Genomic DNA, 19,854 nt, shown 5'->3' on the forward strand with positions numbered 1-19,854 from the left:
ACAAACAAATCTATTTTTGCAACCTATATCACGCAAAAGGTTTTTGGGTAGCCTGACATTTATGTCAGGTGAGATATCCTTCCTGACGTAATAACGTCAGGTTACGGGCTCATCCGTTTTAACAAAGTAGAAACAGCTTGCATGGCGAAGCTGCAGGTGACGACCATAGCGGCACCAAAGCCGGAGCTGCAGTCCATGCGCATGGAGCCGGAGCCTGGTTTTTGCAGGGTCACTTCACCTTCCAGTTCACCGGAAATAACCGGATAGCGCAGTTGCTCTTCGGAGTACACACAGTCGACGCCCCACTTGCGCTTTGGGTTCTTGGAAAAGCCGTAGTCGCGACGCAGTTGCGAGCGTACTTTGGCGAGTAGCGGGTCTTGCTTGGCTTTGGCTAAGTCACCGACGCGGATCATACCCGGGTCTATCTGCCCACCGGCACCGCCACAGACTACTAAGCGTAGTTTGCGACGTTTACACCAGGCTACTAACGCCGCTTTGGTGTTAACGCTGTCTATGGCGTCCAGCACAGCATCGGCGCCGGTTAAGTACTCTTCAAAGTTTTCGGGCAGCAAAAAGTCATCAATAACCTTAACTTCGCAGTTTGGGTTAATGCTTTTCACGCGCTGTGCCAGCACCTCGGTTTTGAGCTGCCCAATGGTATCATCGGTAGCCGGTAACTGACGGTTAATATTGGTGGTGCATACGTCGTCTAAATCAATGAGGGTCAGCTTGCCAATACCGGTGCGCGCCAGTGCCTCCACCGCCCAGGAACCAACGCCGCCAAGCCCGGCGACCACTATGTGTAACTGTTGAAAATGGTTGAGTGCCTGTTGTCCGTAAACACGGCTGACACCACCAAAACGCTGATCGGGTACTTCACTCATGACTGGGTTGTTCACTCACATCGTAGATAATAATGCCCACCTGGTGCACTTCACCACGCGGGTTCTTAAGCGGAATTAGGGTGACGTTTTGATACATCCATTCGCTCTGCCCGCTTATGGGCCGGCTGTGGCGAAATCGAAACACGTAAGGACGCTGTTGCCAGGTGATAAACACCCGCGAGTTTAATTGCCGCACGCGGTCAATTTTACGCTGAAACCAGACCTGGTCGATACCCGGACAACAGCGGAATAAATTTTTATCGCGCACTTCGCTGGGTCGCAGGCCGCTGTGATTCTGCATAAACTCGTTCCACATCTGGATGTTGTTGTCGTTATCGACCACCACAATGCCTACATCAATGGCACCCAGAATGCTTAGCTTGCTGTGCAGCTCGTCCATATCGTCTATCATTGGTCATCCTCTTCGTTTTGCAGCCAGTGCGCCAGCTGCTGGTCGAGAATTTTCACAGCGTCGGCCGGGAACAACAGTAAGAGATCAAACGCCAGCTTATGCTCCGGCAACTGATAGCCTATTTCTATGGCCAGAATTTTCTGCCAGCGCTGTTCGCCGTATTGCAGTAACTCTTGCATGGACTGGTTTTCGCCAAGCAATACCGGCTGTGACGCCGCAAACTCCACATGCAACTGCTGGCCCAAACCGTTTAAACAGGCAGAGGATAAAATAGAAGCCACGTCCATTAATGACTCAATGCGCTGCTGCTTCACCGAGCCACTTTCGCCCAGCTTCGCGCCTAATAACTGACCAATGTCGTCAATAGCCGCTTCATTAAAGAGCGTTAGAGCCTCCCCTAATATTCCACTGCCGGAAAAGCCCTGACTGACTGCCGCCACTTGCTGTTTAGCATCGATAGACTCTATCGCCATGTGCAGTTCAGAAGGCGCAATGAAATTGACGTTCGGCACGGGTAACTCAATAAAGGTATCCAGCACCCGGGCTAAGTGATCACCCGCCTGACCCATGGCAACGTTTGAAACCTCGCGGTATACATCGAGCGGATTAGACGGAGCCTGAGTTTGCTGGTCGGCGACTTTTAGTTGTCCACCGGCGGGCTGGTAAAGGCCGAACTGCTGCAATAGAGTCTGTACGTCCTCGGCTTTCATCGGCTTTTTCACAAAGGCCATGGCACCTAATGACTGCACGCGCTTTTGCGCCTCAGGCTGTATGTCACCCGACACTACAATAACCAGAGTTTCTAACTGCTCGTCTTTGATGGCCTGCAGAGTTTCGTAGCCGTCTTTTACCGGCATATTCAAATCCAGAAACAGGATTTCCGCACGCCCTTCACGCACACAAGTAAGCGCTTGCTCACCGTGCTCCGCCTGGTGCACCTCAGCGTCCCAGTCATCCGGCAGCGTGCGCAACAGCTGTTTCCGCGCCATTTTCGAGTCATCGCACAGCGTGACTTTTAGCGTCATAGATTGAAATTCCCGGCCGTTGTTTAGTGCCCTTATTCTAGCGCAGGCAGTAGCCTGATGCTATTCGTGTAGCCTGACATTCATGTCAGGTGAGATACCGCTCCTGACATGAATGTCAGGCTACACGGCGAATGGGTATTTAATGGGTTCATGGCACTGATAACCGCTGACGGTGAAGTCGTCTTTGCTCACCCAGGTTTCAACATCTTCAAGAGATTTAATCTCAGGGTTAATGTGTAACTGAGGCGACGGAAAAGGTTCGCGTTTCAGCTGTACATCACGCATGAGTTCCAACTGGTTTTCATAAATGTGAGCGTTTACTATCTTGTGGTACGCCTTGCCCGGCTTGTGTCCGGTAATTTGTGCCACCAAAGCTAAAAGAACGAAGCACTGAATTTGGTTAAAATTAAGCCCCAGCGGTACGTCGCAGCTGCGTTGGTACGAGGTTAAATAAAGCGTGTCGCCTAACAGTGAAAAGTTGTGGGTATGCATGCACGGACGCAAACAGCCTAACTCAAATTCCCCGGGATTATAGAAGGTCACTATTTCACCGCGATCATCAATACCTTTTGATAGGTTATTAATCACTTTTTTCAACTGATCTAAGTGGCTGCCGTCCGGCTTTTGCCACGAGCGGCCCTGTACCCCATACACCCGGCCCATATCATCTTCGCCTTTGCGGTTCGGGTTGTTTAGCCAAGCCTGGTTTTCATTGGCATTGGCGTCCCAGGTTTTGCAGCCAATCTCACGAAACTGAGCCGCGCTGTCGTAGCCACGCAAATAGCCTAAAAGCTCAGCAATAGCTGACTTATAATAACTTTTGCGAGTGGTAATGAGCGGGAATTGGTTGTTTGCAACATCGTACTCTAAGTCGGCGTTTATAACCGTTAGGCAGTTAATGCCTGTACGTTCGTTTTTAACCCAAACACCTTCGTCGACAATGCGTTGGCACAGCTCTAAGTATTGTTTCATTTTTTCTACAAATTATGTTGTGCGTAATATTTTATATCGTACCTGATGCCGTTGCCTGATGCTATTGCATCAGGTGGGATCTTGTCCGTTGAAATCACGTACGAATAATAGATGTAGTAGCCCGACTTTTATGTGAGCGGCGGCATCTCACCTGACATGAATGTCAGGCTACAACCACTGCCCTACGCCGTCCGGGGCTTGGCACGAACCATCAGGAGAACACCTAAAATGATCATTGGCAGGGTCAGCCATTGACCCATGGACATACCCAGAGACAGTAGACCTAAGTGAGCGTCCGGTTCGCGGAAAAACTCAACTATGAAACGAGCCACGCCGTAACCTAACAAGAACAGACCGCTGACTGCACCAACGCCGCGCGGTTTACGCTGGAACCACAAAATAAGCAAGAACAGCAGCAAGCCTTCTAATAGCGCTTCGTAAAGCTGCGACGGATGCCTTGGCACCGGGCCACCGCTGGGGAAGTACATTGCCCAGGGTACTTCTGCCGCACGGCCCCAAAGCTCGCCATTGATAAAGTTACCTATACGTCCGAAGAATAAGCCCATAGGCACTAGTGGTGCTACAAAATCCCCCACTTGAAGGAAGTCGCGCTTTTTCTTCTTTGCGTATAAAAACATCGCAGCTATAACACCCAATAAGCCGCCATGAAAAGACATACCACCTTCGTGGACATAGAAAATATAGAGGGGGTCGGCAAGGAAGTAGTCAAAATGGTAGAACAAGGTATAACCGACACGCCCTCCAACAAAAACACCGATGAAACACCAGAACAGTAAGTCACTAAACTGTTCTTTGCTCCAGTTTTCATCTGTTTTGGTTTGGCGAACACCCCAGAAATAGGCAAATGCAAAGGCGACAAGATAACTGATACCGTACCAATGCACATCAATAGGGCCAATGCTAAAGGCCACTGGATCTATCGCTGGAAACTGCCAGTATTCGTTCGAAGGCACTGAGGACACTCCCTTGTTCTATTAAAAAATAAGTTGTACAGCAACAATAATTAAAAATGCAGCAAACACGCGCTGCAACTGCTTAACCGGTAATTTATGGGCAAGTTTAGCACCTAATGGAGCCATTAAAACCGACGCTACGGAAATGCCTATCCACGCCGGTATATGAATTAACCCGAAAGCCCCAGTGGCTTTACCCGACAGCCAGCCATTAGCAATAAACATAACGACGGAACTACAGCCAATAATAAAACTACCGAGCGACGATATTGCAATAGCCTGACGCACAGGCAGTCGCATTTTCGTTAAAAACGGCACAGTTAAGGCCCCTCCGCCAATTCCAACTAAGCCCGATATGGTGCCAATAATATAACTCCCTAAGGCAACCAACCGTTTTGACACCGATGTCATCGGCTCACCGGTTTTCTGAGGCAGAACCATTCGAGCAGCCAAGGCTATTAATACAATGGAAAAAATACGTTTCAGCCAGTCGGGGTCGATAACGGTAACCAGGTACGCTCCGGTCATTGCGCCGATAGACAAGCCAGGCAAAACACGAACTAACCAAAACTTTTCCATTAAGCCGTGCTTAGCATGAGAACGCGAAGCGCTGGCGGTTGTCATGCAAACGGTAGCCAAACTGGTTGCTATAGCACTCGGAACCACCAGTTCAGGAGGCACACCTATTATCGGCAACAAATAAATAAGTAGTGGCACAATAACTAAACCACCACCAATACCAAGCATGCCAGCCAACAAACCGGCAACTGCTCCGCCGCCCAAACACAAAAGCCAAGTGCTTAATAACATAATTATTTACCCGCTCGCACGAAACCACCCAAGCCCATACTTTCCATTTTGTCCGCTATCATACTGCGTATTTGCTCCGGGTTGCGTGCCTGTAACGCTTTTGCCAGCATGACATTGAGCGTACTTGAACGCACGTTGCGGAGAATCCAGCGTACTCTGTCAACGTTATAACTGTTCATACTTAGCTGTCGGTAGCCCATTGCGACGAGTAGTAGCGCACCACCAGGGTCTCCGGCTAATTCACCACATACGCTAACAGGCTTACCCAGTTCCTCACAGCGCCGGGCAATCTCATCCAAACTCGCCAGAACTGCCGGGTGGTAGGCGTCATAAAGGCTGGCAACGCGTCGATTATTGCGGTCTACAGCTAGTAAGTACTGTGTTAAATCGTTACTACCTACTGAGAAAAAGTCGACTTTACTGGCCATGGCCGGTAATTGATAAATAGCTGCAGGGACTTCTATCATCACTCCTAATTGCGGCTGGAATAGATTTACGCCAACTTCACACCCCTGCTCTTCTGCAACCTCGAAGTACGCCTGTTTAATGAGCCGTGATGCTTCGTCTACCTCACTGGTGCTAGTGATCATAGGCAATAAAATACGTAGATTACTTTTACCAATACTGGCTCTTAGCATTGCCCGAATTTGTATCAGAAAAATCTCAGGGTGATCGAGCGTCAGTCGTATACCGCGCCAACCTAAGAAAGGGTTGTCTTCCTGCAGCGGAAAATACGGTAAAGGTTTATCGCCGCCCACATCGAGTGTCCGCATAACCACCGGACGATCAGGAAACTGTTCAAGCACCTCCTGATACATTTCCGTTTGCTCGTCTTCTGTCGGTAGTTGGTCGCGCATCATAAACGGAATTTCAGAGCGATAAAGCCCAACACCGTCAATATTCAAGGACTGTAAATAATCGTGGGCAACATCTAACCCCAGGTTTAGGTGTAAACTAACTCGCTGACCGTCTTGAGTTTCAGCTGGCAAATGGCTGTGCTCAGAGACAATATCCTTGAGTTCCTGCTCTTCTTCCGCCAACTGATGAAACTGACTAAGCACCTGTGGTGGCGGGTCAATATAAACTTCACCAGTGTAACCGTCGACAGCAAGCTGGCGGTCAGAGAAAAAATGGAGATCAATATCATCAATACCCAATACCGCCGGAATACCCATACTGCGCGCCATAATGGCTGCGTGCGAGTTACTTGAACCATTTAATGAAATAATACCGGCGATATGGTCCTGCGGTAACTCTGCAAGCATAGAAGCCGTGACTTCATCCGCCACCAATATGAAACTATCCGGCAGCGGTTTACGTTGCCGTTGACGGTTCTGCAGGTGCATAAGCACACGCTGACCAATGTCCCGAACGTCTGTCGCACGCTCCTTAAGGTAGGAATCCTCTAGCGCTTCAAACTGCGAAACGAACTGTTCAACCACGTACTTTAATGCGGTCTGCGCGCGCCAGCCTTCTTTAATCATGTTTTCGACGGCATCACCAAGGCTGGCGGCATCAAGCATGCCTTGATACACGTCGAAAATAGCCAGCGTATCGTCAGGAACCTGCCCGGCCATGCGTCGGGACAGTTCTTTTAGGTCAGCTCGTGTGCGCGCAACGGCTTGCCGAAACTTACGTATTTCATGAACCGGTTTATCGGAGCGCTTTGGGGTGACTTCATCCAATCTTGCTTCAGGTCGGGATACATAAGCATCACCAATAGCCACACCGGGAGAGCCAGGAAGTCCGCGAAGACTGTGAATCCACGGAGAGTGGTCACTCATTAACAGGCCTTTCGCATCGGCATGAGCAATGACCACCGCTAACTGCGCCGCCAAGGTTACAATGAAGGCTTCTTCTTCGCGAGTAAACTGCCGGGCAACGCTTTGGTGAACGACAACGATACCCAACACTTTTCTGCGGTGAATAATAGGCGCAGCCAATAACCCACGATAAATATTTTCGTTGGTGTCGACTAGTTTTTTATTGGCAGGGTGCTGACTAGCGTCTGCGATATTCAGTGGTTCTTCCCGCTGTGCAGCGAGACTGATTATACCTTCACCGAAGTCGACGCGAATTGACGAGCCGTCTTCTGTTCGCAGGCCGTCACTGGCGGCCATAACGAATTGACGTTGATCGTTATCAGCAATAAACACACTGCAACTGTCTGTTTCTAGCGCTTCGCGTACCTGACCGACCATGGTATTTAGTGCCATGTTAAAGTCAGGCGCTTTATTCACGCCTTCAACAATTCTTTGCAGTGTGACTAACATCATTATCTTCTACGTCGGTGGTGACGCCCTCCGGACGAGCGAAATGGCATAGCATGCGGGGCAAATTCTTTCATAACCCGGCGATACACATCGCGTTTAAACGATACGACTTGTCGTACAGGGTACCAGTAACTTACCCAGCGCCAGCCATCAAATTCGGGATGACCTGAATGCAAGACATCGACGTCTTCTTCCCGACACTTCAGGCGCAGTAAAAACCACTTTTGTTTTTGTCCAACACACATGGGCCGTTGTTCACGCCGAATCAGTCGTTTTGGCAACCGATAACGCAACCAGTGACGGCTGGTGTACAGAATTTCGACCTGCTCAGGCTTTAAACCGACCTCTTCATAAAGTTCTCGGTACATTGCCTGTTCAGGAGTCTCGCCGTCGTGAATGCCTCCTTGTGGAAACTGCCAGCTCTGCTGGTTGATTCGACGAGCCCAAAATACCTGCCCATGCCCGTTACAGATGACGATTCCTACGTTGGGTCGGAATCCTTCAGCATCTATCACGCGAGCATCCTCAATTATTCTCTGTTACAGTGGATTCTTCCATAAAGCCCGGTTTCGGGCAAATACTCATTTTGGATTTGCGCAGATTTACGACATGACAGACAAGCCCTCTCGCCCTACATCCGTTGACGAACTGTTTGAACGCGCAGCCGCACTTGCCGGTAAGCGCTTTTCGGAATTAGCCGAACAGGTGGGTTTAACTGCCCCAGAAAACCTACGCCGCGACAAAGGCTGGGTGGGACAACTTCTGGAACTGCACCTTGGCGCTACTGCAGGCTCTAAGCCCACTCAGGACTTCCCTGAGTTGGGGGTTGAATTAAAAACGCTACCGGTCACTCCAGAAGGAGAGCCATTGGAAACGACTTTTGTTTGCAGCGCCCCGCTGACGAGTATTAAAGGGGTGCAGTGGGCTACGTCGAACGTGCGCAACAAACTTCAGCATGTACTCTGGTTGCCTATCGATGGCCGCCGCGAGATACCCGTTCCTGACCGGGTGGTTGGCAGCGCTTTCCTTTGGGCACCCAATGAGAAAGAGGAAGCTCAACTTCGTGCTGACTGGGAAGAGCACATGGATAGAATCGCGTTAGGACAGGTCGAGAGCATTACTGCCCGACAAGGTGAAGTTATGCAAATACGGCCGAAAGCTGCTGACGGCTCTGTTCTAACGGACGCCATTGGCCCCGAAGGCACCATCATTAAAGTTCGTCCCCGCGGGTTCTACCTCAAAAAAGACTTCACCCGAGCCATCCTTCAGCGCATTTTTGCTTAATCAGAGGCGTACCTCAACGTAGCCTAATGCTATTGCATCAGGTGCGATCTTAACGGCTTGCCTGCAAACGCTGGAGGTGAGCTTTAAATTCGTAGATATCTCTATCAAGTGCATTAGCACTAACATAAAGGTCGTAACCAAGAAGCTCGCGCATTTGTTCCATTCGCTTGCCAAAAACGCCAATAAGTCCTTTATAAACTTTACCATTAGGGCTTGTGTAACTGTCTGGAATGTCGAAGTATGGCGTATAGTCCTCCCGGTCGGGAGCTTGATGCCGTAGTGCCATTGTCAAGAGTTGGCGCTGCTCAAACAATAGTGCGGAAGCTAAGCGTGGTGATATCTCGTCTAAAACCTCTTCTACATTATGTAGACGGAAACCGATAAAGGGCGCATCTTCAAGATCTAGTACTCGGTTTACTCTGGGTACATCAAAGCGAATGATGTTTTCCCACCGAATATGCCACTCACCGCGCCGGTGTAGATATTGAATACCTTCTGGGGTAATTACCAGTGAGACTGGAGGTTCTATTAACTTTCCTATGCCAAGCAACATGAATATGCCCGAGGCCGCTCCGAGAACAACTGAAACGCCAATTGGAATGTCATCCCTAATAAGATGCAGAAAGACTAGTAGCACCAATATAAGCAGCGCGATACCGCAAAAGCTTATGGCATTGCGTCTGGCTTGTGGGCTTACGGTGAATTGCATGGCGTTCCTTTATTCCTGCAAACTGGTTTATGTAGCCCGACGTGATTTACGTCAGGTGCGATTTTGAATTCACAGGCTAATGATGGTTCACCATCGCACCTGATGCAATAGCATCAGGCTGCGTCTTTACCGGAATACGACGGGTTGTATGGCTTCTAGCATCGGCTTTTGAAAGAAGTAACCTTGCATAAGAGAGACACCAGCATCTTGCAAGTACTTAAACTCGTGTTCGGTCTCTATGCCTTCGGCAATAATTCGTATGCCAAGCTGCTCTGCAATATCCAAAATACCTTTAACCAGTACCTGATTCACTTTATTAGAATCGATATCACGAATAAGCTTCATATCTATCTTAATGATGTCAGGCTGAAAATCAGACAAGAGGTTCAATCCGGAATGACCAGCACCAAAGTCATCAATAGCAGTCATAAATCCCTCTTTCCGATAGGCTTCAAAAACATCCACCAGAAAGTCCTGGCTGACCACTTTTTCCTGTTCGGTTACCTCAAAAATAATGTTCTTCTTATCGAACCCTGTCTTGCGCGCAGTCGATAAGGTTTTGGCCAGACAGGTTTCTGGCTCATAAATAGCATTCGGCATAAAGTTAATGCTTAGCTTTGACGGCAGCTCAATTCTTGAGGCCGTTTCTATGGCTTTTACCCGACAGCTTTGATCAAAGGTATACTTGGTTTCTTCCGTGACTCGGCCTAATACTTCTCCGGCGCCTTCACCATTTTCTCCGCGCACGAGCGCTTCGTAGGCAAACACATTTTTTTGGCTGGCATCAACAATAGGTTGAAAAGCCATTTTAATACCGAAGTTTAGTGGCGTTCGGCAATCGCATCCTGGACATGCAGACATAAAGTTTCCTTGCTTACTTTTTCATCGTCTTCAAACGAAAAAATTTTTTCAAATGATCACTAAAAAAATTGCCTTTTTTGAAAAATACTGTATTAAGCATTCAGCATTATATTACAAGGTAGCACAATGATAACAATTGGTTGGAGAGAATGGGGTCACCTCCCCGCGCTCGGCATTAGTAACATTCACATGAAAGTCGATACTGGCGCAAAAACGTCGTGTTTGCACGCTTTTCAACTCGAACCGTTTATGAAAGAAGGCGAGGAATGGCTGCGCATTTTCGTTCACCCTAAACAAGAATCACTGGAAGAGCACATTTGCGAAGCAAGAGTATATGACAAAAGAGAAGTGACCGACTCTGGAGGCCATACTGAAGTACGCTACGTGATAAAAACTCGTTTCGTGCTCGGCTCATTTGACCAGGAGGTCGAACTGACCTTAACTAACAGAGACACTATGAAATTCAGAATGTTATTGGGACGCCAGGCCATGCGAGGTCATTTTCTGGTCAACCCTGATGCCTCTCACTTACTTGGAGATGTAAAATGAGAATAGCGATTTTATCGCGAAACTCTTCGCTGTATTCGACTCGCCGACTGATTGAAGCCGCTCGTGACCGAGGCCACGAGGTTGATGTATTAAACCCACTCAGCTGCTACATGAATATCAACGCGCGAGAAAATTCAATTCACCGGCACGGTAAAGAGTTACCGTACTACGATTGCGTCATTCCGCGTATTGGCGCATCTGTAACCTTTTACGGTACCGCCGTATTGCGCCAATTCGAGATGATGGGCACTTACCCGTTAAACGAGTCGGTCGCTATCTCACGCAGCCGCGACAAGTTACGCTCATTGCAGCTACTCTCGCGCAAAGGTATTGGTTTGCCAACCACCGGTTTTGCCGACCAACCACAAGACATTCCCGATTTAATCGATATGGTGGGTGGTGCGCCGTTAGTTATTAAGTTACTCGAGGGAACACAAGGCATCGGTGTGGTGTTAGCCGAAACGGCACAAGCGGCTGAGAGCGTGATAGAGGCCTTTATGGGCATGAAATCCAATATCATGGTGCAGGAATACATTCGCGAAGCCGGTGGGGCAGACATCCGTTGTTTTGTCCTTGGCGACAAAGTCATAGCCGCTATGAAACGCCAGGCCAAACCCGGAGAGTTCCGCTCGAACCTTCACCGTGGAGGTAGCGCATCCTTAGTAAAACTGACTCCGGCAGAGCGAGCAACCGCAGTTAAAGCGGCAAAAACTATGGGGTTGAATGTGGCCGGCGTCGATATCTTACGCTCGAACCACGGCCCATTAGTGATGGAAGTGAATTCATCGCCAGGCCTTGAAGGCATTGAGCAGGCAACAGAAAAAGACGTTGCCTCGCAAATTATTACGTTCTTAGAAAAGAATGCAAAGGCGCATAAAACACGTACGAAAGGAAAAGGCTAAAATGAAGCGGTTTGAGCTTGCCGGGCAAAGTATTGAGTCCGGTTCACATCAGCATATTACGTTGCCGGCGGTTCGCCTTTATAACGATGCACCGCTGGACTTACGTATTGATGTATTCCACGGTACCAAGCCGGGACCGGTTCTGTTGGTATCTGCCGCTATTCACGGCGACGAGCTCAACGGCATAGAAATATGCCGCCGCTTAATTAACGAAACCGACGCCCACAACCTTGCCGGAACGCTGGTCGTCGTGCCTATCGTGAATTTATTTGGGTTCATCCAACAGTCTCGTTACCTACCGGACAGACGTGACTTAAACCGTTGTTTCCCGGGGTCTGAACGTGGTGCATTAGGCAGTCGCATGGCCTTTTTATTCAGTGAAGAGCTGGTAAAAAAATCCACCCATATTATCGACTTACACACCGGCGCCATTCACCGCAGTAACCTACCGCAAATTCGCGCGGACGTTGATAACGACAAGTCTCTCGAAATGGCTAAATCATTCAGTACGCCAGTTATTTTGCATTCCAAAGAGAGGGACGGTTCACTCCGGGCTTTAGCGACTGAATTAGGTATTCCGCTCATTCTTTATGAAGCAGGCGAAGCGTTGCGCTTTGACGAGGCTTCAATAAGTGCCGGGGTTATTGGTGTTCAGAATGTCATGAAGCACCTGAAAATGCTTAAAGGTCGCCGTAAAGGACGCCGTATTACACCAGTTATATCGCACCGCTCCACTTGGGTTCGTTCCGAGCGGGACGGTCTAATACTTCGTAAAGTAGAATTGGGACAAACCATTCAGAAAGGTCAAATACTGGCGTTAAGTGTGAACCCTCACGGCGGTGCAGACGACCCTATTGAGTCACCGGTTCGCGGCATTATTATTGGCTGCAGCAATATTCCGGTTGCGAACGAAGGCGAGGCGTTGTTCAATGTGGCTCAGTTTGACAAAGATGTCATATCCGATGCCACAGAAAGTGTGGATTCATTTACCGAGGTGTATGAGAACAAGCCCTTATGACGATGAAGCTGTCAACTGTCGACTTTGAGAAAGGTCTGCACCATTGCGACGATGTACCGTCGCTTTATCGTGAAGTCCTTCAATGTTACCTGGAGGAGTTTTCACCGCTGATAGACGAAGACGCCCTGCTTGCTAGCGACAATGAAGCAAAAATTAAGATACATACATTAAAAAGTTTAACGGCAACAATTGGTGCGGATACGTTTAGTGAGTTTGTTGGACAAGTATTCAATAAGTGGCCCAGCTTAACTGACAGTGAAAAGCGCCAAGAGATTAGACAACTGAACCACTTCCTTTTTGAAGTGAATCAAAAAGTCCAACACTATTGCAACGAAAACCCGCAAACCGACTAAAAACAATACAAAAACTTATCAAACTTCGTTAAGATTGGTCGATAAAATTATAACAACAGTTAGACAGTAGGCGCGCAATGTCCAGTCCGGTGAGTTTCCGGGTTTCTGAACGCGATGTATACATAAGTATTGATGCCGGTACATCGCCGTCAGACGTTAAAGCAGAAGCATTACAGAAAGCCTGGCAGGCTTCTGAGTTTTCGGCTGCCAAACTGTTGGATCCTCAAATGTTGACGCAAACGGCAACAAAATACGCGCAGCACTACTCCAAAGACAGCAACAAGAGCATTCCTTTTCAAGTCACTATTGCTGAAATCTTTGACGCTGAGCTTAAGTTGCAAATCAGTGACGACTCTATGAGAGTGACAGCCACTGCCATTGTTGGCTTTGGCGGCAAGCCTTTAACGCAAGAGATGATCATTGCGACGCTTCGGGAAAAAGATATTACCTCGGGCATTCAGCGTAAAGGCATCGAAGCTCTGGTAGAGCATACCAACGAAGCGCCTCCCGGGGCGGAAATGTCAGTAACTGTCGCTAAAGGAAAGCATCCGATTAACGGCAGTAATGCACGTTTTAAACCACTGGTCGACGATGCTCGAAAACGCGTTTTGCGGCCGCAACTTCGGGACGATGGTACTGCCGATATGCGTGACTTAGGTGCGCAAGTCACTGTCGACCCAGGTCAGCCACTGCTACAGAAAATACCACTGAGTAAAGGTCGCCCGGGTTTTACCGTGTTTGGCCAGGAACTCGAAGCAATGGATGGAGAAGATCGTGACTTTGCCCCCGGTGAGGGCACGAAAATAAGTGATGATGATCCGAATGTTATTATCGCTGACCGCACCGGTTTACCCAGTTTTAATGGTAATAGCGTACAAGTCGACGACGTTATGCAGTTAAATAACGTTGATGTTTCCACCGGTCACGTCAAGTTCAAAGGCAGCGTGATAGTCACCGGTAACGTAAGCGAAGGTATGAAAGTAACCTGCAGCGGCGATATTACCGTTGGTGGTTATGTCGACTCTGCCGAGCTCTATGCCGACGGTAACATTACCGTTCAAAAAGGCTGTATTGGCCGACTTCTGAATGCTTCCGAAACCGGCGAACACGATGAAGATGCTGACGACTGGATTCCCGAAGTATCGACAAAATTAGTTGCCGGCGGTTCAGTCTGGTGTGCTTACGCTCAATATTCGTTTTTTGATGCGAAAAACGGTGTGCATACCAATAAGCAGCTCACGCATTGCCATGTCGTTACAAAAGGTCCTTTAGCAATTGGCGGGGAAGGTAAAGCCGCCAGGGGTAAACTCATTGGTGGCACCATTGAAACCAGTGATCACATCTATTGCGGTCAACTGGGGGCTCCTGCCGGGACCAAAACTCGTATTTACTGGTCACTACCACCCCACGATCCACAGGCAGTCTCTCACCTCAATCACTTACGTAGCTCTCTCGCTAAGCTGATTGCGCGTGCCAAAACGCTGCAGCAAGGTTTGGAACGTTGTAAATCACTTGAGGACGAAGCCAAACGGGTGCAATACCAGCAAAAACTGCACGGTGAACTTAAAAAAATAAAGTCCCGAATTACGACGACTCGCATTAGCATTGATTCCGTTTTAGAAGCGTTCGAAACGCACCCGACTTTACGCACAATGGTTAGTCGCGAAGTATTCCCCGGTATACTCTTCATATTTAAAGAAAAAAGCCTGCGCATTAAAGAGCATCGCAATGGTACAATGTTCTTACTTGAAGACAAACAACTGCGCGTAGACAGTCTACTGTAACGATTCAATATAATGTCATCTGCTATTTTCTCTTTATTAGAACGCCAACACGAGCAGCCCTGGCGCGATGCTCCTTTACTGGTGATTAACCCCCTGGACGATGCTTTAGCAACACTCAAGAATGCAGAAGCCTGGTGCTTTCATGCGGGCACGGCGAGCCAGTGGCAAGCTAAAGGTAACGTCGCCTATTGTCAGGCTTCAGCTCCTGACATAAGCCAGTACACACAAGTCATGCTGGTGGTTGCCAAAGAAAAAGCGCTGAATCAGTATATTCTGGAGCAACTCACTGCATTACCTACGGATGCTATTGTCTGGCTGGTTGGAGAGAAGCGCTCCGGCGTTCAGTCCCTCGCTAAAAAATTGCCTGAGAGCTTTTCAAAAGCGCGTAAGGTCGCATCGGGAAATCATTGCCAATTATTTAGCTCGAGTCATATTGAAGCAGCGACTGACCCCAGGCCTTTAACGGATTACGCAACCCATGTCCATTATGAGTTAAATGGGCACACTGAGAGTTTCACCACATTACCAGGCGTATTCAGTCAAACTCATATTGACCCTGCCACCCAATTGCTATTGAACACCCTGAGCGAAAAACCACTGGGGCAAGTGTTAGACTTTGCTTGTGGTGCCGGTGTGATAACCAGCGCATTACGTCAGTCAGCCGAGCATTTAACCGCCTGTGATGTTAACCCTATGGCCATCGCTGCCAGCACAATGACGTTTGCTCAGCAGGGTATTGAGGTTGATTTGCGCTTAGCCGACGGCTTACCTGATAATTTAGAGGTGTTTGACACTATTGTCAGTAACCCGCCATTTCACACAGGCCAAAAAACGGACTATGCCATTGCTCGTAAATTTTTGAGTAGTGCTCGCAAACATTTGAAGAAAAATGGCGCTTTGTATATCGTTGCGAATCGCTTTTTACCTTGGCCAGAGGTTATCGAAGAACACTTTGGACACTGTGAAACGCTTGTTGATGATGGTCGTTACCGAGTTTACGAAGCCATTCGTCGATAAAATAAGCGTTTTATCGTTTAGGCGATTACTCTTTTGTTAACGATTTGCTAACATAAATAAACATAAACAATAATTAAGTTGAGCTGTTAACTGAATGCATACGATTTCACTGAAGCGCATACTCATTTATCTGGTGCTACTGGTCACCAGTTTTGCGCTGCTCATTGGCTTTACAATAAATATTGTCAGTCAGGTTGGACAGTTCGAAAAGTCGCTTCAGGAACAAGCACTCTCTTACACGCGAATTATCGCCAGTAATGCTGCACGAACTATCGTATTCGACGACTCTGCTTCTGAAAAACAGAGGCTGGGCACTTTTCAGAATACGCCTTTTATTGAGCATATTCATGTTTATAAAATGGACGAAACAAGTGGGCAACTGACTTTTTTTTCCAGTTATAACAAGCAAGGCTTAGCGCCTATTCCGGCCCGCTTTTCCAAGTTAGAGCGTTTAACGTCACCTAAAGTTAACGACTCCAATATAGAGGTTTCTCAACCGGTCACCCTGGACGGTGAGGTTATAGGTTATGTCTACCTAAGAGGCTCCCTCGAGCAAGTTCGATTGTTCATGTGGCGCTCGATAGCGGTAGCTATTGTAGTGGCCCTAGTGACATTACTCGCATGCTGGCTAGCAACCCTAAGACTGCGTAAAGCAATAGTTCAACCTCTCGACTCGGTCGTTGATGTTGTTTCACAAGTTGCCCGGGACAAAAACTATTCACTGCGTTTGCCCTCGTCACAATTAGCTGAGTTTGACATGATGGCTCAAGCTTTCAACACCATGCTTGACCGAGTGCAGCAACACATTACTCGCCAGCGCCGTGCCGAAGAAGAAGCCAGCCAGTTAAACACTCAACTAGAGCAACAAGTCACACAACGAACTCAAGCGCTGAAAGAGTCAAATAGTGAACTTTTGAAAACCTTAGAGCAATTGCACCAGTATCAAGGGCAGCTAGTAGAATCGGAAAAAATGGCGTCACTAGGTGACATGGTCGCCGGTATTGCTCACGAAGTGAATACACCAATTGGACTGTCGGTTACTGCATCCACTTTGCTGCAAGACAAACTTGCCATCATGCAAGAGAAGTTTGATGCTAAACGCATTTCTACCAACGAATTTGAGCGTTTCCTGAATGATTGCGACGAAAATCTGCAAATTATTTACCGCAACTTAAACAGAGCTGCCGACTTAGTCACCAGCTTCAAGCAAGTTGCTGTAGACCAGTCATCGGAAGTTGACCGTGACATTGAAATAAACAGTTTCATGAATGACGTACTGATGTCCGTGAAGCCACGTCGTTTAAACCCTGAACGCTTCCCCATTAATATTCACTGCGAAGGCGACATACAGGTGCGGGCGAAAGCAGGTCCACTGAACCAAATACTCATGAACCTTATTATTAATTCTATGGTTCATGCGTTCGATGGCCGTGACCAGGGACAAGTAGACATAAGCTTTCAGTTAATGAACGATAACGAACTGGAAATTGTCTACACCGATAACGGCTGTGGCGTTGACGCTGACATTAGCCGTAAGATATTTGATCCTTTTGTGACAACAAAGCGTGGTTCCGGCGGCAGTGGTTTAGGTCTGCATTTAGTTTACAACCTTGTCACGCAGGTACTGGGTGGAAACATCCACTTTTTCAGTGAAGAGGATAACGGCGTTGAATTTATTATTCGCTTTCCGGTCACCGTGCTCAGCAATGCTTGAAAAATTTGAAACAAAAGTCATAATGTAACGTCATAACTTTTATAATTTGACGCTAACTTTCACGTCAAGCGACGAACTTTCCGGGAAAATCAACGCTTATGAATGCCAGAATACTGATTGTTGAAGATGAAGTCGTTACCCGCCAGACTCTAACTCGTTTATTCCAACAGGAAGGCTATGAAGTATTTGACGCGGCGGACGGTCTGCAAATGGAAAACATTATGCGCCAGGAGCGTGTGGATGTTGTCATTATGGACGTCAATTTACCGGGAAAAAACGGCTTAGAGCTTGCCGAGTCACTGCGTGAAAGAGACAACATTGGTCTTATTTTCCTGACAGGCCGCGATAGCGAAGATGATCGTCTACTTGCTCTTGAGCTCGGTGCTGACGACTACCTTATTAAGCCTTACAACCCGAAAGAGTTAACCATTCGAGTTCGTAACTTATGCCGTCGTATTGAAGCATCACGCTCAAGCAATCCAGTAGAAAGTAACAGCGTTGAATTCCGTTTCCACGGCTGGCGTTTGAATAGTGACAGTCGCTGCCTGTACTCACCAGACAACCAAATGTTCCGTTTGCCGAAAAGTGAGTACCGCGCGCTAGAGCTGTTTTTAACTCATCCGGGTCGTATTTTAGATCGTGAGACTCTGGTCAAGCGTATGTTAGACCGAGAATTACGTCCTAATGATCGTACCGTTGACGTTGCTATTCGTCGCATTCGCCGTCATTTCGAGTCACACCCGGAAACGCCAAACCTAATAACCACCATCCATGGTGAAGGCTATCGGTTTATTGGTGAGGTTGATCAGCAAGCTCAATGATGAGTTGCTAACCAAGCGTCAATTTGTTGCCGATGCGGGATAACCGCGTCGGCCCACTCTATCAGCCAGCGCTCTACCTGCGGCCATTCCCATTTTTCTTTCTCTACTCGCTTCATCATTTCAGCTAGTTCAGTAAGTCCAACAGAACTGCATGCACCCTTTACTTTATGCGCTTGTTTGCGGAGCTCTTCTTCTTTTCGCTCTTTGGCAGCTGTATGAATAAGCTTCGCGTACTCCTGAATGACACCGTCAAAGGTGGCTAACGTTGTTTTCAGGCCGTCAACACCCAGTGAGTCAACGTACTGCTGCAATAATTCGGTATCGATAACCGATTTTTCTGACATTTTGTTACTCCGTCAATCCAAAACTCTATCCTCGGCGTAATTACTGTTTTAGTCAACTCCCCGGCCTGTTTGTCAGGGAGAATCGATTAGGGCAATCGGTGTCACCCGATGGAATTCTGCGCTATAATGCCCGACTTTAAGACTGAGCCAAATTGATAGAGATCAACTCGGCCCTGACAATATTCACAAAATTTTTGGAGTTCACAACGAATGCCAACAGTTATGCCCGACGTAGCCAACCAAACACAGGCCCAGACAGAGGGAACCCTGGATTGGGTTGGCATGAGCAATATTGAAGTTCCATTGATGGTGGCAGCGGCCGGCGCTTCTGAACGCCCTGTAGCAGCTCATGTGGAAGCTTTTGTTAACTTAAAAGATCCGAAGACCAAAGGCATTCACATGTCGCGTCTTTATTTACTGTTGGACGAGTTATCAACCAACGGTGAGCTCAGTCACGAATCATTAAAGCAGTTGCTGAATGACTTTATTGAGAGTCATAAAGACATCAGTAACCAAGCGTTTATTAAGTTCGACTTCGACTATCATCTGCGTCGTAAATCGTTAATAAGCAAAAAGCAGGGCTGGAAAGCATACCCAGTCAGCCTAACTGGCCGTTATGACGCGGGCACCCTGAACCTCGAGCTGTCTGTTGATGTCCCTTACTCATCAACTTGTCCGTGCTCTGCAGCGCTTGCACGCCAACTAATACAGGACGCATTCAGTGAGAAATTCGCTGGGCAGGACACTGTCGACGCAGCAACTATGCACGAATGGCTTGGCTCTACCGAAGGTATTGTGGCTACTCCTCACAGCCAGCGTTCAGTTGCTGAAGTCAAAGTTCAGCTTAGTGAAAATGTCACCGACTTCCCAATTGTCGAGTTAATAGACGCTGTGGAAGGTGCTTTAAAGACCCCAGTTCAAGCCGCCGTTAAACGTGAAGACGAGCAGGAATTTGCTCGCTTAAACGGACAAAACCTAATGTTCTGCGAAGATGCATCTCGCCGCTTGCAGCACACACTGAACCAGATGCCGAATTTCCGCGATTTCTGGCTGCGCGTGAACCATTATGAGTCTCTGCACGCACACGACGCGGTCAGTGTTACCACTAAAGGTGTCCCCGGCGGCTATAAAGCCTAAAGAATTAAGCT

Annotated in this window: 21 protein-coding genes; 10 read left to right on the forward strand and 11 right to left on the reverse strand. The window is 48.0% G+C overall.

What is annotated here, in order from left to right; genetic code table 11:
• Positions 1–101 precede the first annotated feature (101 nt).
• The 8 genes from tcdA to rppH form a co-directional block, all read right to left on the reverse strand.
• On the reverse strand, positions 102–884 hold the full coding sequence (gene tcdA, locus B3850_RS01550; protein ID WP_286873983.1) for a tRNA cyclic N6-threonylcarbamoyladenosine(37) synthase TcdA: 783 nt from the start codon (positions 882–884) through the stop codon (positions 102–104).
• Entirely contained in the window at positions 877–1,296 is a 420-nt protein-coding gene (locus B3850_RS01555) for a PAS domain-containing protein (RefSeq protein ID WP_053954532.1), read from the reverse strand. The genes tcdA and B3850_RS01555 overlap by 8 nt, the downstream gene beginning before the upstream one ends.
• Positions 1,293–2,321, reverse strand: a complete 1,029-nt coding sequence (locus B3850_RS01560; RefSeq protein WP_286911285.1) for a response regulator — start codon at positions 2,319–2,321, stop codon at positions 1,293–1,295. The genes B3850_RS01555 and B3850_RS01560 overlap by 4 nt, the downstream gene beginning before the upstream one ends.
• A 120-nt stretch (positions 2,322–2,441) precedes the next feature.
• The gene (locus B3850_RS01565) at positions 2,442–3,293 is read right to left on the reverse strand and encodes a thymidylate synthase (protein ID WP_058576007.1); all 852 of its coding nucleotides are present in this window, start codon (positions 3,291–3,293) and stop codon (positions 2,442–2,444) included.
• Between the two features lie 182 nt (positions 3,294–3,475).
• The gene (gene lgt, locus B3850_RS01570) at positions 3,476–4,267 is read right to left on the reverse strand and encodes a prolipoprotein diacylglyceryl transferase (RefSeq protein WP_058576006.1); all 792 of its coding nucleotides are present in this window, start codon (positions 4,265–4,267) and stop codon (positions 3,476–3,478) included.
• A 21-nt stretch (positions 4,268–4,288) separates the two neighbouring features.
• A complete protein-coding gene (locus tag B3850_RS01575; RefSeq protein WP_058576005.1) occupies positions 4,289–5,077 on the reverse strand; it encodes a sulfite exporter TauE/SafE family protein in 789 nt (262 codons plus the stop codon).
• A gap of 2 nt (positions 5,078–5,079) precedes the next feature.
• The gene (ptsP, locus tag B3850_RS01580) at positions 5,080–7,350 is read right to left on the reverse strand and encodes a phosphoenolpyruvate--protein phosphotransferase (RefSeq protein ID WP_058576004.1); all 2,271 of its coding nucleotides are present in this window, start codon (positions 7,348–7,350) and stop codon (positions 5,080–5,082) included.
• Positions 7,351–7,352: 2 nt separating this feature from the next.
• Positions 7,353–7,865 (reverse strand): RNA pyrophosphohydrolase, encoded by a 513-nt coding sequence (gene rppH / locus B3850_RS01585; RefSeq protein WP_053954528.1) that lies wholly within the window; start codon positions 7,863–7,865, stop codon positions 7,353–7,355.
• Between the two features lie 94 nt (positions 7,866–7,959).
• Here rppH and mutH point away from each other — a divergent pair, with 94 nt between their 5' ends.
• Positions 7,960–8,634 (forward strand): DNA mismatch repair endonuclease MutH, encoded by a 675-nt coding sequence (gene mutH / locus B3850_RS01590; RefSeq protein ID WP_286873996.1) that lies wholly within the window; start codon positions 7,960–7,962, stop codon positions 8,632–8,634.
• Between the two features lie 49 nt (positions 8,635–8,683).
• On the opposite strand, the gene B3850_RS01595 is transcribed toward mutH, so the two are convergent.
• Positions 8,684–9,343, reverse strand: coding sequence for a DUF2982 domain-containing protein (locus tag B3850_RS01595; RefSeq protein WP_286873999.1), 660 nt, complete (start codon positions 9,341–9,343; stop codon positions 8,684–8,686).
• 126 nt (positions 9,344–9,469) lie between these two features.
• Positions 9,470–10,150 carry an EAL domain-containing protein gene (locus B3850_RS01600; protein ID WP_286874002.1) on the reverse strand — a complete coding sequence of 227 codons (681 nt, stop codon included), beginning with the start codon at positions 10,148–10,150 and terminating at the stop codon, positions 9,470–9,472.
• Between the two features lie 180 nt (positions 10,151–10,330).
• Here B3850_RS01600 and B3850_RS01605 point away from each other — a divergent pair, with 180 nt between their 5' ends.
• The 8 genes from B3850_RS01605 (at position 10,331) to arcA (ending at position 18,362) form a co-directional block, all read left to right on the forward strand.
• A complete protein-coding gene (locus B3850_RS01605; RefSeq protein WP_053954524.1) occupies positions 10,331–10,753 on the forward strand; it encodes an ATP-dependent zinc protease in 423 nt (140 codons plus the stop codon).
• Positions 10,750–11,655 carry a 30S ribosomal protein S6--L-glutamate ligase gene (rimK, locus tag B3850_RS01610; RefSeq protein WP_053954523.1) on the forward strand — a complete coding sequence of 302 codons (906 nt, stop codon included), beginning with the start codon at positions 10,750–10,752 and terminating at the stop codon, positions 11,653–11,655. Before B3850_RS01605 ends, rimK begins: the two co-directional genes overlap by 4 nt.
• 1 nt (position 11,656) lies before the next feature.
• Positions 11,657–12,673 carry a succinylglutamate desuccinylase/aspartoacylase family protein gene (locus B3850_RS01615; RefSeq protein ID WP_286911286.1) on the forward strand — a complete coding sequence of 339 codons (1,017 nt, stop codon included), beginning with the start codon at positions 11,657–11,659 and terminating at the stop codon, positions 12,671–12,673.
• Positions 12,670–13,026, forward strand: a complete 357-nt coding sequence (locus B3850_RS01620) for an Hpt domain-containing protein (protein ID WP_286874716.1) — start codon at positions 12,670–12,672, stop codon at positions 13,024–13,026. Before B3850_RS01615 ends, B3850_RS01620 begins: the two co-directional genes overlap by 4 nt.
• 77 nt (positions 13,027–13,103) lie before the next feature.
• Positions 13,104–14,810, forward strand: coding sequence for a DUF342 domain-containing protein (locus tag B3850_RS01625; protein ID WP_286874715.1), 1,707 nt, complete (start codon positions 13,104–13,106; stop codon positions 14,808–14,810).
• A 12-nt stretch (positions 14,811–14,822) separates the two neighbouring features.
• Positions 14,823–15,827, forward strand: a complete 1,005-nt coding sequence (locus tag B3850_RS01630) for a class I SAM-dependent methyltransferase (protein WP_286874713.1) — start codon at positions 14,823–14,825, stop codon at positions 15,825–15,827.
• Positions 15,828–15,921: 94 nt separating this feature from the next.
• Positions 15,922–17,541 carry an ATP-binding protein gene (locus tag B3850_RS01635; RefSeq protein WP_058575996.1) on the forward strand — a complete coding sequence of 540 codons (1,620 nt, stop codon included), beginning with the start codon at positions 15,922–15,924 and terminating at the stop codon, positions 17,539–17,541.
• Positions 17,542–17,639: 98 nt separating this feature from the next.
• Complete coding sequence (gene arcA, locus B3850_RS01640; RefSeq protein ID WP_053954517.1) at positions 17,640–18,362, forward strand: two-component system response regulator ArcA; 723 nt, start codon at positions 17,640–17,642, stop codon at positions 18,360–18,362.
• Here the strand turns inward: arcA and B3850_RS01645 are convergent.
• Positions 18,356–18,706 carry an Hpt domain-containing protein gene (locus tag B3850_RS01645; RefSeq protein WP_058575995.1) on the reverse strand — a complete coding sequence of 117 codons (351 nt, stop codon included), beginning with the start codon at positions 18,704–18,706 and terminating at the stop codon, positions 18,356–18,358. The two genes, arcA and B3850_RS01645, sit on opposite strands and share 7 nt — an antisense overlap.
• A gap of 210 nt (positions 18,707–18,916) precedes the next feature.
• Here B3850_RS01645 and folE2 point away from each other — a divergent pair, with 210 nt between their 5' ends.
• Entirely contained in the window at positions 18,917–19,843 is a 927-nt protein-coding gene (folE2, locus tag B3850_RS01650) for a GTP cyclohydrolase FolE2 (RefSeq protein ID WP_273268369.1), read from the forward strand.
• The last annotated feature ends 11 nt before the right edge of the window (positions 19,844–19,854 follow it).

Origin of the sequence: Idiomarina sp. UBA4520 (genome assembly GCF_002388365.1) — a bacterium.
Taxonomy (GTDB): domain Bacteria; phylum Pseudomonadota; class Gammaproteobacteria; order Enterobacterales; family Alteromonadaceae; genus Idiomarina; species Idiomarina zobellii.

Excerpts from the sequence above, each read along its gene's own strand:
- B3850_RS01635 (WP_058575996.1), top strand. The coding sequence starts at position 15,922 with ATGCATACGATTTCACTGAAGCGCATACTCATTTATCTGGTGCTACTG.
- tcdA (WP_286873983.1), bottom strand. The coding sequence starts at position 884 with ATGAGTGAAGTACCCGATCAGCGTTTTGGTGGTGTCAGCCGTGTTTAC.
- B3850_RS01575 (WP_058576005.1), bottom strand. The coding sequence starts at position 5,077 with ATGTTATTAAGCACTTGGCTTTTGTGTTTGGGCGGCGGAGCAGTTGCC.
- rimK (WP_053954523.1), top strand. The coding sequence starts at position 10,750 with ATGAGAATAGCGATTTTATCGCGAAACTCTTCGCTGTATTCGACTCGC.
- mutH (WP_286873996.1), top strand. The coding sequence starts at position 7,960 with ATGACAGACAAGCCCTCTCGCCCTACATCCGTTGACGAACTGTTTGAA.
- B3850_RS01625 (WP_286874715.1), top strand. The coding sequence starts at position 13,104 with ATGTCCAGTCCGGTGAGTTTCCGGGTTTCTGAACGCGATGTATACATA.
- B3850_RS01560 (WP_286911285.1), bottom strand. The coding sequence starts at position 2,321 with ATGACGCTAAAAGTCACGCTGTGCGATGACTCGAAAATGGCGCGGAAA.
- B3850_RS01555 (WP_053954532.1), bottom strand. The coding sequence starts at position 1,296 with ATGATAGACGATATGGACGAGCTGCACAGCAAGCTAAGCATTCTGGGT.
- B3850_RS01605 (WP_053954524.1), top strand. The coding sequence starts at position 10,331 with ATGATAACAATTGGTTGGAGAGAATGGGGTCACCTCCCCGCGCTCGGC.
- arcA (WP_053954517.1), top strand. The coding sequence starts at position 17,640 with ATGAATGCCAGAATACTGATTGTTGAAGATGAAGTCGTTACCCGCCAG.
- ptsP (WP_058576004.1), bottom strand. The coding sequence starts at position 7,350 with ATGTTAGTCACACTGCAAAGAATTGTTGAAGGCGTGAATAAAGCGCCT.
- B3850_RS01630 (WP_286874713.1), top strand. The coding sequence starts at position 14,823 with ATGTCATCTGCTATTTTCTCTTTATTAGAACGCCAACACGAGCAGCCC.
- B3850_RS01620 (WP_286874716.1), top strand. The coding sequence starts at position 12,670 with ATGACGATGAAGCTGTCAACTGTCGACTTTGAGAAAGGTCTGCACCAT.
- B3850_RS01615 (WP_286911286.1), top strand. The coding sequence starts at position 11,657 with ATGAAGCGGTTTGAGCTTGCCGGGCAAAGTATTGAGTCCGGTTCACAT.
- B3850_RS01565 (WP_058576007.1), bottom strand. The coding sequence starts at position 3,293 with ATGAAACAATACTTAGAGCTGTGCCAACGCATTGTCGACGAAGGTGTT.
- B3850_RS01645 (WP_058575995.1), bottom strand. The coding sequence starts at position 18,706 with ATGTCAGAAAAATCGGTTATCGATACCGAATTATTGCAGCAGTACGTT.
- B3850_RS01595 (WP_286873999.1), bottom strand. The coding sequence starts at position 9,343 with ATGCAATTCACCGTAAGCCCACAAGCCAGACGCAATGCCATAAGCTTT.
- B3850_RS01600 (WP_286874002.1), bottom strand. The coding sequence starts at position 10,150 with ATGGCTTTTCAACCTATTGTTGATGCCAGCCAAAAAAATGTGTTTGCC.
- folE2 (WP_273268369.1), top strand. The coding sequence starts at position 18,917 with ATGCCAACAGTTATGCCCGACGTAGCCAACCAAACACAGGCCCAGACA.